Source organism: Rhizobium sp. 768_B6_N1_8 (assembly GCF_051811225.1).
Classification (GTDB): Bacteria; Pseudomonadota; Alphaproteobacteria; order Rhizobiales; family Rhizobiaceae; genus Rhizobium.
In genome coordinates this window covers 128066-140153 of the sequence record NZ_JBPWPV010000004.1, presented here as the reverse complement: position 1 = coordinate 140153, position 12088 = coordinate 128066, and the positions used below count along the sequence as shown (strand labels likewise).

The following is a 12088-nucleotide window of genomic DNA, read 5'->3' as shown; positions in this document are numbered from 1 at the left end:
GCCATGAACAGGAACCGATACGGCCATGGATCCATCTTCAATCATGAAAACGTCAGAGCAAGGCGCGGGACCGGACATCATCACAGTCGATTCGCGGGAGGTCTATGCCAACCGGTGGATGACGGTCCGCGAGGACAAGATCCTGCGCCGTGACGGGTCGCCCGGGCTCTACGGCTATGTCGACAAACCCGACTTCGTGATGATCCTGCCCTTCGACCGGGGTCTCGTTCACCTCGTTCAACAATTCCGATATCCGATCAAGTCGCGCCAATGGGAATTTCCTCAGGGAAGCTGGGAGGAGAAACCGGACGCCGATCCCGGCGAACTCGCCCGCGGCGAATTGCAGGAGGAAACCGGGTTGATTGCGGGCTCATTGATCAGGATCGGCACTATCTACCCACTTTATGGAACGGTGACCCAGAGATGCCATGTCTTCTTGGCGACGGATCTCACGCCAGGGGATAACAAGCTCGAGCATGAAGAACAGGACCTCGTTCGCGCCACCGTTTCGGTTGATGAGCTGCAACGGATGATCCTCGACGGCGATCTCCAGGATGCGGGCACGATTGCCGCTTTCGGGCTTGCCAGGCTGCGGAAGCTTCTGTGACAGCCTCGTCACGATATGTGACGAGGGGAGAACTTTTGCACGTAATCCGCGCAGGCTATGCATGTGCTTCTAAAGATCGCGAGCGGGTATGAAACGGATTGTATTATTCTCGGGCGGCAGCGCCTGTCGATCGATCAATGTGGCGCTGTGCCAACGTGGAGCCGATGTCACCCGCGTCGTGCCTGCTTGGGATAGCGGCGGCAGCTCGAAAGTTATTCGCGAGCGGCTCTCCATCCTCTCAGTGGGAGACATCCGCCAGGCTCTGATGACGATGGCACATGGAGAAGGCTGCGCCGGTGACGTCGTCAAGATCTGCAACGCCCGGGTATCGGCCAATCTTGGCTTTGACGATGCCCGCAAGGAATTCCTCTTCTACGCCGAAGGCCGTCATCCGTTGCTCGAGAGAATGGAGCCGGGCCTGCGCGGTGCAATCCTGAATTATCTGAACACATTCGCCACTTCTGTTGGTCGAGATTTCGACTTCAGGCACGGCAGCGTCGGGAACTTCATTCTGACGGGCGCCTGCGTGGCGCATAATGGAGACGTCAACACGGCGATCTTCGTGTTCAGAAAGCTGTGCGGCATCGTCGGAAACGTATGGCCTTCGTCCTGTGACAACGACTTGGTTCTCTCCGCAACTCTGAGGGACGGGCGGAGGCTTGCGCCGCAGGACGTCATCACATCGATGGGGGCAGGGGATGCAAAGGTTGGGATCGCAGAGGTCGAGCTGGCTGGCGCCGATCAGGCCCTGCCGGTTACCAACTCGGCTGTGCTGGACGCCGTTGCCCGGGCGGACCTGATTGCCATCGGTCCGGGCAGTCTCTACACAAGTATCCTTCCTCATCTTCTGGTGACGGGCCTCGTTTCAGCTATCGAGAAGGCCAACTGCCCGAAAGTCTTCATCGGCAACATCCTGCAATGCCGGGAGACCATGGGACTAACGCTCGAAGACGTCCTGGCGGCCGCGGATCTGCATGCGCGCAAGGGCGGCGGAACCTCGAATCTGTTCACCTTCGTTCTCGCAAACAGGATGCTGTTTCCCTTCGAGAAGACGGTCGGAACGTTTCCCTATCTCAGAGAGAAACCGCAGGAAAAGAACGGGCGTCACATCATCAAGGGCGAATTCGAAGATGCCTGGAGCCGCGGTCAGCATGACGGTGATGCAACCGCTGCAGCCTTGCTGAAAATCGCATCCGGAGACGCTTCAGATGCATGAGATAATAAGTAGTGTCGACGAGGTCAGGCGCCTCAAGGGTTTCCTGACCATTGCGCAAACGCTGCAGCTTGCAGATTTGGGCGTCACGGTCATCGATCCGTTTTCGACCTTGATTTCCTCTCGCGCCAGCCTGGGGTCTGGCGTCTTCCTCTGGCCTAATGTGACAATCGAGGTCGGCCCGGAGGGATCGGTCAGCATTGGCGCGTCGACCGTGCTTCACAGCGGCGTGCGGATCGAGGCCGGCGCCGGTTCGATTGCCATAGGCGCAAACGGCGATCTCGGTCGGGAGGGGGGCTTTACCCTTGTGGTTGGCGCACAGAGTGACAAAATCGATGTCGGAAACGATGTCCGGTTGAATGGCGGCGGTGCGATTACCCAGAGCGCAACGCTTGGCAACGGCGCGCAGGTTCTTGGTCCGATCCGCATCCAGAATTGCCAGCTTGGCGGCGGCGGCTCCTTTCGCGAGCGTGATCCGGACAAGCGAGGAGCAGTCCTGAAAGGCAGCGGGGTTGCCAGAAACATCGATCTCCCGGCGGGCATGGTCATTCAGGCATTTGGGCTGTTTTCCGAGGCGCCGAAGCGGTGGCAGAGCTATTTTCATCCCCAGAAAGACGAGCGATCCTAAGCCGCTGTGGAAGAGGGGCGACATCGATTGGGCTTCAACATTCCAGAGGCCGGCAGATGGTCGGGCGCGCTTGCAACCATCAAGGAAAACGGACGAACAGAACCAAGTGATCACCAGCGATCGCAGGACTTGACCCGATTGCACGCGCGTGCAAATATGAGCGCGCGTGCAAAACACCTGAGGGGAATCATATGCATTCAGTATCCGATGCAGCCTTGGCCGAAACCCGCGCGGATTATTGCCGCGCCGTCATCCGCACTGCCGGGGATCTGGTTCTCAAAGGCTTTCATGCCGGAGTGGCAACCGGTCTGTCGATGAAGGGGCCACAAGATTACCTGACGGAAACGGATGCCGCGTCCGAGGCCTTGATCCGCGACAGCATCCTGGCTCGCTTTCCGGGCGACAGCTTCTTTGGAGAAGAAGGCGGCGGCGCAATCGGTGAGCGCGTTTGGGTCGTCGACCCGGTCGACGGTACAGCCAATTTCGCGCGCGGTATTCCGCATTTCTGCATCTCGATCGCCTACGTAGAAAAGGGTGTGACGGAATTTGGCGCCATCTATAACCCCGCGCTCGATGAGTTGTATTTCGCAGAACGCGGCCGCGGCGCCAGTTTGAACGGCAAGACGATTCGGGTCGCTGCGACACACCGTTACGATGCCACTACCATCGAAATGGGGTGGTCGACGCGCGTTGCGAACGAGACCTACCTCGAGGTCGTGAAAGGATTGCTTGATCTCGGCACAAACGTCCGAAGGGCGGGCTCGGGTGCATTGGCTCTGGCCTATGTGGCCGACGGCCGCTCCGACGGATATGTCGAACTGCACATGAATTCCTGGGACTGCCTGGCCGGCCTTCTCCTCGTCAGCGAGGCGGGGGGCGATGTCTGCCCCTTCCTCGATATCGGCAGCCTGGAAAAGGGTGGTCCCGTCCTTGCCGCCGCTCCAGCCATTGCCGCAGGGATCAGCAAGGTCGCCAAAATCCCGCTTTCGACGGCAGGCAAACCGCTTGAGAAAGCACACTCTGGGCCTCTCGCAGGAGCATGAGGACAATCCGCCCGTAACGGCGACAGTCGCACGCGGAGCGAAGGAGGATTTGACATGGACGGACCCGTTTACGCTCGCCCGGCGATCAGCCTGATCGCGGAAGGCCTGGGCCCCTTCGGGGCGGCTCTTTTCATTGGCGGGAGCGCCGGTGCAAGCGACATTGGTCTCCTGCGACAGCACCAGATCACCACCGTGGTGAACTGCGCCGTCAATCTCGATATCAACTACGTGCAGGCAGACCTGGGAACGGCTGACCTGCGGGCGTCAGGCTACGGTGATATTCGCTACTACAAGATTGGCCTCATCGACGGGGAGGGCAGCCCTGATACGATGATGCTCGGCGCCTATTACATTCTCGATGGCGCTCTGCGCCAAACTATGCCGAAGCGCGAGACTTACCCCTTTCCTGACGGCGGCAACGTTCTCGTCAATTGTCGAAGCGGGCGCAGCCGCTCCGTCTCGCTGGTTGCGCTTTTTCTGCACAAGCAGCAGCCGCATCTCTATCCAAGCCTGGACGACGCCCTTGCCGTCATCCGCGAGCGGCGCGAGCTGCGACCCGACGAGTGGTTCGAAACGCCAAAGCCGATGCTCTACGCAGCAGCCCAGCGGGCGTCGGAATGGATCGACATGATCGAAGAAGGCAGGCAACGCAATTCATGATGCCCCGATCCTATCCCGAGATTGCCGTCATCGCGGACGCACATTTTCACGACGTCGATGCCGATTTCGGCTTTTCCGGTGTCAGGATCGGCGGTCGCGCCATGACGATGCGCAGTTGGTCGGACACACGCCAGTCAACGCGGGTCTTCAACGAGAGTGCCGGCGCACTCCTTGCGGCGCTTGAATACGTACAGAAACGTGGCATCCGACATGTCGTGCTGCTTGGCGACTACAGTGACGATGGCCAGCGGGCAACGACGGAAAAGCTCGCCGAAATTCTGCAACAGCACAGCCGGGAGCATGGAACGGCCTTCTATGCGCTCCCCGGAAATCACGACATATTCGGCCCGCGCGGCCGTCATCACACCAAGCAGTTCCTGACGGAAGGTGGTCAGGCGATCCTCGTCTCGAGCGATGCCGGACTTGCACGCGAGGGTGCTGTCTTCAGCGACAGGATGTATTGCGAAGGATATCCGGATGGGCTTCGCGCGATGGCGAATTTCGGCTATTTCCGCCGGCCGGAATACATCCATTGGGAAAGCCCTTTTGGATTATCAGATGCTCAGGAGGATAGGGTCTACGAGGTGACGTCGCCGGACGGCGTCAATCGCTATCGGCTCATGGACGCATCCTATCTCGTCGAACCAGAGCCTGGCCTCTGGCTGCTGATGATCGACGCAAATGTGTTCGAGCCCCTCGATGGAGCCTTCGCCGATGGTGAGGAGGCAGCCTTCACCGACAGCACCGCCGGCGGCTGGAATGCCATGCTGCGTGCTAAGCCTTTCATCTTTTCATGGGTCAGCGACGTTACGCGCCGGGCACGTCTTCTCGACAAGACCGTGCTCGCCTTTTCTCACTATCCGGCGCTCGATCCCTTCGACGGCGCTTCCGATGCGGAAAAAACGCTCTTCGGTGAGACCAACGTCGTGCGCCGCACGCCCCGGCGGGAAGTCGAAGAGGCGATCCTTTCGGCAGGCTTGCAGGTCCACTTCAGCGGCCATCTGCACGTTGAAGGCGTCACCACGCGAGGTTACGATAGCAGCCATGTGACCAATATTGCTGTCCCGTCGCTCGTCGCATTCCCCCCAGCATTCAAGGTCATACGACCAACTCGACACCATTTGGCCGTCGATACGGTCGGGCTTTCGGCAATCGCTGTCGACCGTGATCTCCTCTCAGGCTATCGGCTTGAAACCAACGGTCGCCATGAGCGCGGCGCCGATGCGCTGTCTGCTGAAAGCTACGGCGCCTTTCTCCAAGCCCACAAGCGGGCGCTGGTCGTCCATCGTTACCTGCCGAAGGAATGGCCAGGCGCGTTCGCGGCAGCTATCCTGGCGATGAATGTCGCGCAGGCAGCACAATGCGTAGCAGGGGGCGTCGCAAGGGAAAGCGACTGTCTCGAACGGTCGAGTTCGGCCCTGGCAGAAGATCTTCCGATGATCGATCTGATTGCCGACTGGTATTGCCTGAGGCAGGGCGGGCATCTGTCAATCGAGCATATAGAACCCGAACGACTGGCACTCTACCGGTCGCTGACAGATCAGTTCGGTCGCGCGCCCGACGCCTATGATGGATCGCTTCCTAGCTTTCTTGGCGTCTTCCTCGGAGCACTTGGCCTATTCCTGGACCGCGCGGCAAAGGGCAACCCGAACATCGTTGTCCCGCTCGAAAGGGCTCAGCAGGATGTCCCGGCATAGCAGCGCGACTTCGAACGACGATAATGTGAGTTGGAATAAAATAGGAGTCTGACGACGCGTTTGGTCGCCGTGAATGCCGGAACGCGAAGCCGGCAAAATGCAGCAGGTGTGATATGGAATCGGCTATCGTCAGCATCAATCTTTTCGGCGCGGTCGCTCTGCTTCTGTTTGGTCTAGCGCAGGTCAAGGGCGGCATGACGCGCGCCTTCGGTACGAAACTTCGTGCGGGCCTTGCCAGGAGTACCAGAAGTGGCACCAGATCCCTTTGCGCTGGCTTCATTGCCACTGTTGCTCTGCAAAGTTCTACGGCCACCGCCTTGATGGTTGCCTCCTTCGTCGAGAAAGACCTGATCGTGCCGGCCATGGCACAGATCGTGCTCCTCGGAGCGAACGTCGGCACCGCTGCGACCGCTTGGATCGTCGCCCTTGGCCTCGGCTGGCTCTCGCCATTGTTGATCCTTGCCGGAGCCATCCTGTTACGGGGCCGCTCCACAGCCCGCCAAGGCACGGGTACGGCACTGGTTGGGATCGGCCTCATGCTGCTGTCTTTGCATCTGCTCGCGGGAGCGACCGATCCCATCCGACAATCGCCGGCGCTCAGCCTGTTCATAACCATGCTCGGAAACGCGTGGCCGGTTGCTTTGATCTTTTCGGCCGTTCTGGCGATCCTGGCATCTTCCAGCCTTGCGATTGTCGTTCTTATTCTTTCACTCGCCGCCGGTGGTGGCATCGACACGGGGCTCGTGATCGTGCTCGTCCTTGGCGCCAATCTCGGAGGCGCGGTTCCGCCCGTTCTTGCCACCCTTCGGGCGCCGACGAGCGCCCGAAGGGTTACACTCGGGAACCTCATCGTGCGGGCGATCGGCGTTTGCATCGCCCTTCCCCTTGCAGGCTATGGCGCAGACCTTCTGGAACTGTCGCCGCTGCCGCATCAGAATTTCGCAGTCGACGCACATCTCGCCTTCAATGTGCTCGTCGCTCTCGTTGCCTGGCCTTTGTCGCCATACGTCCTGTCACTGATGTCTCGCCTCCTGCCGGAGGAAGAGAAAAATCTTGAGAACAGCTATCTGGACAGCAATGATCTCGCACGTCCGCTCTCCGCTCTCGCCGGGGCAAGCCGCGAGGTCATGGTGGTCGGCGATCTAGTCGAACAAATGCTGTCGCAGGCGGCTGAGGCGATAAACCGAAACGATTCCTCCACTCTTGCCGGAATCGCAATGCTGGAAGGCCGGGTCGATCGGATTCAACACGCGATCAAGGTCTATATATCCAAGCTTGGTCATGATGGCTTGAGCGCAGAAGAACATCGTCGCTCCATGGGCATCGTTGAATATGCCATCAATCTGGAACACATCGGCGACATTATCGAAAAAGGGATACTCCCGGAAATTGCCAAGAAAATCGAACGTGGCCTGCAATTTTCGCCGGATGGGCAAGAAGAAATCTCCGGCCTGTTCGCTGTTACGTTCGACAGCCTAAGGATGGCACAGACGGTTTTTGCAACACAGAACGCCACGCTGGCGCGCCGGCTCGTCGAAATCAAGGAAGACGTGCGCCGGCTCGAAAAGCAATCGGCCCAACGGCACCTGCAGCGCCTGCGCGAAGAGCGGCCCGAAAGCATTCAGACGAGCTCGCTGCACCTCGATATTCTGCGCGACCTGAAACGCATTCATGCCCATATCGCGGCCGTCGCCCATCCGATCCTCAATCAAAGCGGTCTTTTGATTGAAAGCCGAATCCGCCAGGCCAACTAGCGGGCTGTTGTCCTCTCCACCATGAACACCGACACGACTTGAAGCCGGGTCTCTGTCTCGTCGCTGTCGAGCGCCGTCAGAACTTTGTCTGTCAGGTCGTCAAGCGGTTGGGCAACCGTGGTCAACTGGTAGCTCTTCCAGCTCGCCTGAGGTATGTCATCGAAACCGACGACCGACAGATCTTCAGGCACGCGGCGGCCCATTTCCAGGCGGGCTGCATCCAGAAATCCGAGAGCCATGAGGTCGGTGACGCAGAATGCGCCATCAATAGTCTTGTCCGAAAGCAGTTCGCAGGCGGCCTTATAACCGCTGCCATAGGACGTCGGACCACCCGACCAAGCCACGACCTCTATGCCCTCTATCCCCATGCGCTGGCTGAAAGCGTTCGCCCGACGAACTTGTGACGGGGTCTGGCTGCTGCTCGAGACGACGACGACCTTTTTGCAATCGGCTTTGACAAGTCGCATGGCGGCGAGCTCGGCACCGTGGGAATCGTCGCTTAACACCATGCTCGTATCGGTTCTGTCGAGGCGCTGGTTGATCAGGATGAGGCGAACACCGTTGGCGATGCACTCGTCGATGATCGAGGTTGGAGGCTCCCCCGAAAGAACGATGATTGCTTGAGCCCGGAACTCGAACAGAAGTTCGATGAGGGGTGCAATATCCTTGCGTGCATCTGCTGCGTTGAGGAGCAGACATTGCAGGCCCCGCCGCAACAGACCGATGCTGAGAAGATCAAGCTGCCTGGAAATGAATGGCGAACTGAGATTGGCGCCAACCACACCGATGAGATTGGAGCGCTCGCTCATCAGACCCTGAGCCAGACGGTTGACGCGATAGCCGAGTTCACCGGCGGCTTTGAGGACCTTGCGTCGCACCGATTTCGATACACTTCCGCCATTGAAAGTGCGCGACACAGCCGAGCGCGAAACTCCCGCGCGCTTCGCCACTTCTTCTGCCGTCACAAATGTTTGTGCCATCAATATTTCCACTCGAACCAGGGTCTTTATCAGTGGCCATAAAGTCCCGGTTTTTCCAATCGAAAATTTTCGATCGCCTGCCAGTCACGCTTAGCGACAGCTGACCAATCAGCATCGCCGGCTGCGCAGGATGAGGCCTCGCACGATATCGCGGCTGGCCGCCATGCATACCTGTTCGAAAATACATTTTAACGTGATAAAATATTCCATGAAAACAGATAGATAACATATTGACCGCGCGTGCATTTTATCGTTGACAAAGTGACCGTTTCAATGGATCATGCATTCTATAGAAGGGCATAAATGGAATGCATATTCCGTTGACGATGCCTTTGACGAGCGCGCCGGGAGGAGCCGGCTCGCTCGCCGGTAACGGGCCACAGAGGCCTGTGAAAGATTGAATTCTTGCTCGCGCTTTTGCGCGCAGGGTCATCCCGTTCGCGGGAGCCTTCTGTGCATGCCTTCGCTTGGACGATGTCATGCGAGCACGGAGATGACGATACGGGAGGTACGATGGCTCTTTTTAGCGAGACGATGAAGGCAAAAGTGCCCGCCACGGGTGCTGGCGCAAAGCCATCCGGATGGCAGGTGTGGCGCTATCGGCTCAAGGTCGCCCTTCGCGAGCCGACAACGCTGATCGGTGTCTTGACGGCCCTGCTGTTCACCTACCTGATCGTTGTTCCTATCATCTCGATCGTTCTGGATTCCATACGCGTCCAATTTGGCAATGAGCGGCGACTCGGCAAACAGGTCGGCGACCTCACCTTCTATTATCTCGATCGGACGTTCTTCTCTCCTGTTGCGACCGACCTGTTCTGGCACCCGCTCGTCAATACCTTGACCGTTGCATTTGGTGCCATAGCCCTTTCTCTGGTGATCGGCACCATCCTGGCCTGGTTGATTAGTCGAACTGACATGTTCGGGCGACGCTGGTTTGCGACCGCGTTGATCGTTCCGTACATGCTGCCTGCCTGGACCTTTGCCCTCGCTTGGATGACGCTGTTTAAGAACCGAACAATCGGCGGTCAGCCGGGTTGGTTCGAGGCGATGGGCATGACCCCACCAGATTGGGTCGCCTATGGTCGCTTTCCGATTACAATCATTCTTGCCCTGCACTATACGCCCTTCGTCATCCTCCTTTTTGGTTCTGCGCTCCGTCGCTTCGATTCCCAGCTTGAGGATTCCGCCCGCATCCTGGGCGCCCGGCGTTACCAGGTTGCCTTGCAGGTTATTCTGCCTCTGATGCGGCCGGCTCTCCTGTCGGCAATGGTTTTGATCTTCGCCAAGTGCCTGGGCGAGTTCGGCGTTCCCTACGTCCTTGGCCTGCCCGTGAAGTTCGAGGTGCTTTCGACCTCGCTGTTTCGCAGTATCGCCTCACGCCAGACCGGCGTGGCAGGTGTCGTCGCAGCCTCGATCATGGTGATCGGCATCATAACGTTGATGATCGACGCACGGTTGGTGCGCGAGGCTCGCCGCTTCGTCACAATCGGCTCGAAGGGGTCGATGAACCGCCAAAGCCGCCTGGGCAGGATGCGGCTTCCGGCGACCGGGTTCGCCGCAGCGATCTTCCTTCTCGGTGTCGGATTGCCGCTGCTGACGCTCGCATTGTCTACCGTCATGAAAATACCGGCGCAGTTCACACTCGACAACTTCACGCTCGACTACTGGATCGGCACCAATCTCGACACGGTCGCGCTGCAGACCGGCATTCTCTTCAGCCCGGATCTCTGGGCAGCGGCCGGAAACACATTGATGATCGTCGGCCTAGCATCCCTGACCTCGGGTATTCTCGGTCTCTTCGTCGGGTATGTCGTCATCCGTACACCGGTCCGCGCGCTGTCGGTCTACCTCCGTCAAGTGACGTTCCTGCCTTATCTCGTGCCGGGTATCGCGTTTGCCGCGGCCTATCTCTCCTTGTTTGCTGTTCCGCGCGGGCCGATGCCGGCGCTTTATGGGACCGTGACCATCCTCGTGCTTGCCCTTATCGCCGATCAGATGCCCTACGCTTCCCGCGCTGGCATCTCCGCAATGACGCAGCTCGGCAAGGATCCGGAAGAGGCCGCCCAGATCGCCGGTGCAGGGTGGTTGCGGCGCATGATCTCGATCGTGATCCCGATCCAGAAGGGCTCCCTGGTGACCGGCGTGCTTCTTCCGTTCATTTCCGGGATCAAGGGCCTCAGCCTCTTCGTGATCCTCGCGGTCCCGAGCACCGACGTTCTGACCACCTATTCGCTCCGGCTTGTCGATTATCACTACACCCAGGCGGCCAATGCCGTCGTCCTGATCATCGCCGGCATTGCCTATTTCGGCACGCTGCTGGCCCAGAAACTCACCCGCACAAATCTTGCAGAAGGACTTGGAAGCTGATGCCTACGATCAACCTGCGCGGTGCGCAAAAAAACTACGGCGTGAATGCAGCAAACGCGGTCTCGGACCTCGATCTCGAAATTCGCGATGGTGAGTTCATGTGCCTTCTCGGCCCCTCCGGCTGCGGCAAGACGACGACCTTGAGGATGATCGCCGGGCTGGAGAACCTGTCTGGAGGTGAAATTCGCGTCGGAGACAGACTGATCGATTCCGTTGCCGAGGGCGTTTTCGTTCCTCCCGAAAAGCGCGAGATGGGTCTCGTCTTTCAGAGCTACGCGCTGTGGCCGCATCTAACGATCGAGCGGAATACCGATTTCGGCCTGCGGCTGCGCAAACTGCCGAAAGCCGAGCGTGAGGCCCGCGTGGAAAAGGTCATGCAGGCGCTCGACATCGCCAAATATCGCGATCGCTATCCCTCGCAGCTTTCCGGCGGCCAGCAGCAGCGCGTTGCGCTTGCGCGCATGCTCGCGGTCAATCCGGGCGTGCTGCTTCTCGATGAGCCTCTGTCCAATCTCGACGCTCGGCTTCGGCTGGAGATGCGCGCCGAACTCAAGCGGCTACACAAGGAGTTCAAGACGACCATCGTTTTCGTGACCCATGACCAATGGGAGGCAATGACGCTTGCGACCACGATCGCCGTCATGAACGAGGGCACGCTCCAACAGATGGGGACGCCCAATGACATCTATGACCGGCCGGCCAATCGTTTCGTCGCGGAGTTCGTCGGCAGCCCGCCGATCAATATCCTGACATTCGGACAGCCGGGTGTCTCCGATATCGCCGACAAGGCTGAAGCCTATTTCTCGGCGCGGTATCCTGCACTCTCCGGCATCGGCTCGGTCGGCATCCGGCCGGAGGCGATCGGGTATGTCTTGAAGCTCGAGGACATACCGCAAGGTGATTTTTTCGGCGAGATGACCGTCACTGGCGTCCTGCCGACCGGTGGCAGTTGGATCCTCGAATTGCGGAGCGACAACCATACGCTGTTTCTCACGACCCACGCGCTGCCGCGTATCGACGCCGGGGAGCGCGTGTTTTTCCACGCACCACCTGAGGCCCTGCATGTTTTCGATGCACGCGGAGAGCGAATTACGGAGTCAGATACGCTGCTGAGGAGCGGCGTCTACAACTGACACCCG

General features: G+C 59.1%; 10 protein-coding genes. 9 read left to right on the top strand and 1 reads right to left on the bottom strand.

The window, feature by feature from the left end; genetic code table 11:
* Window positions 1-43: 43 nt before the first annotated feature.
* The 7 genes from AB8B33_RS37805 to AB8B33_RS37775 all read left to right on the top strand — a co-directional run bounded on the left by AB8B33_RS37805 (window position 44) and on the right by AB8B33_RS37775 (window position 7602).
* Window positions 44-607, top strand: coding sequence for an NUDIX domain-containing protein (locus AB8B33_RS37805; RefSeq protein WP_246711327.1), 564 nt, complete (start codon window positions 44-46; stop codon window positions 605-607).
* 88 nt (window positions 608-695) lie between these two features.
* Window positions 696-1823: a gluconeogenesis factor YvcK family protein gene (locus tag AB8B33_RS37800; protein ID WP_130763078.1), complete on the top strand. Its 1128-nt coding sequence runs from the start codon at window positions 696-698 to the stop codon at window positions 1821-1823.
* Complete coding sequence (locus AB8B33_RS37795; RefSeq protein WP_130763077.1) at window positions 1816-2448, top strand: hypothetical protein; 633 nt, start codon at window positions 1816-1818, stop codon at window positions 2446-2448. Before AB8B33_RS37800 ends, AB8B33_RS37795 begins: the two co-directional genes overlap by 8 nt.
* A gap of 191 nt (window positions 2449-2639) precedes the next feature.
* Complete coding sequence (locus AB8B33_RS37790; protein ID WP_130763076.1) at window positions 2640-3491, top strand: inositol monophosphatase family protein; 852 nt, start codon at window positions 2640-2642, stop codon at window positions 3489-3491.
* Between the two features lie 54 nt (window positions 3492-3545).
* Window positions 3546-4151: a dual specificity protein phosphatase family protein gene (locus AB8B33_RS37785; RefSeq protein WP_130763075.1), complete on the top strand. Its 606-nt coding sequence runs from the start codon at window positions 3546-3548 to the stop codon at window positions 4149-4151.
* The gene (locus AB8B33_RS37780) at window positions 4148-5848 is read left to right on the top strand and encodes a metallophosphoesterase family protein (RefSeq protein WP_130763074.1); all 1701 of its coding nucleotides are present in this window, start codon (window positions 4148-4150) and stop codon (window positions 5846-5848) included. The genes AB8B33_RS37785 and AB8B33_RS37780 overlap by 4 nt, the downstream gene beginning before the upstream one ends.
* A 113-nt stretch (window positions 5849-5961) precedes the next feature.
* Window positions 5962-7602 carry a Na/Pi cotransporter family protein gene (locus tag AB8B33_RS37775; RefSeq protein ID WP_130763073.1) on the top strand — a complete coding sequence of 547 codons (1641 nt, stop codon included), beginning with the start codon at window positions 5962-5964 and terminating at the stop codon, window positions 7600-7602.
* Here AB8B33_RS37775 and AB8B33_RS37770 read toward each other — a convergent pair.
* Complete coding sequence (locus AB8B33_RS37770; protein WP_130763072.1) at window positions 7599-8582, bottom strand: LacI family DNA-binding transcriptional regulator; 984 nt, start codon at window positions 8580-8582, stop codon at window positions 7599-7601. The genes AB8B33_RS37775 and AB8B33_RS37770 overlap by 4 nt on opposite strands.
* A gap of 513 nt (window positions 8583-9095) precedes the next feature.
* On the opposite strand from AB8B33_RS37770, the gene AB8B33_RS37765 reads away from it, so the two are divergent.
* A complete protein-coding gene (locus tag AB8B33_RS37765) occupies window positions 9096-10949 on the top strand; it encodes an ABC transporter permease (protein ID WP_130763071.1) in 1854 nt (617 codons plus the stop codon).
* Complete coding sequence (locus AB8B33_RS37760) at window positions 10949-12082, top strand: ABC transporter ATP-binding protein (protein ID WP_128450445.1); 1134 nt, start codon at window positions 10949-10951, stop codon at window positions 12080-12082. Before AB8B33_RS37765 ends, AB8B33_RS37760 begins: the two co-directional genes overlap by 1 nt.
* Window positions 12083-12088 lie beyond the last annotated feature (6 nt).

Bases quoted from the DNA above. Each gene is read 5' to 3' on its own strand.
- AB8B33_RS37805 (WP_246711327.1), top strand. From the start codon at position 44: ATGAAAACGTCAGAGCAAGGCGCGGGACCGGACATCATCACAGTCGAT.
- AB8B33_RS37800 (WP_130763078.1), top strand. From the start codon at position 696: ATGAAACGGATTGTATTATTCTCGGGCGGCAGCGCCTGTCGATCGATC.
- AB8B33_RS37795 (WP_130763077.1), top strand. From the start codon at position 1,816: ATGCATGAGATAATAAGTAGTGTCGACGAGGTCAGGCGCCTCAAGGGT.
- AB8B33_RS37790 (WP_130763076.1), top strand. From the start codon at position 2,640: ATGCATTCAGTATCCGATGCAGCCTTGGCCGAAACCCGCGCGGATTAT.
- AB8B33_RS37785 (WP_130763075.1), top strand. From the start codon at position 3,546: ATGGACGGACCCGTTTACGCTCGCCCGGCGATCAGCCTGATCGCGGAA.
- AB8B33_RS37780 (WP_130763074.1), top strand. From the start codon at position 4,148: ATGATGCCCCGATCCTATCCCGAGATTGCCGTCATCGCGGACGCACAT.
- AB8B33_RS37775 (WP_130763073.1), top strand. From the start codon at position 5,962: ATGGAATCGGCTATCGTCAGCATCAATCTTTTCGGCGCGGTCGCTCTG.
- AB8B33_RS37770 (WP_130763072.1), bottom strand. From the start codon at position 8,582: ATGGCACAAACATTTGTGACGGCAGAAGAAGTGGCGAAGCGCGCGGGA.
- AB8B33_RS37765 (WP_130763071.1), top strand. From the start codon at position 9,096: ATGGCTCTTTTTAGCGAGACGATGAAGGCAAAAGTGCCCGCCACGGGT.
- AB8B33_RS37760 (WP_128450445.1), top strand. From the start codon at position 10,949: ATGCCTACGATCAACCTGCGCGGTGCGCAAAAAAACTACGGCGTGAAT.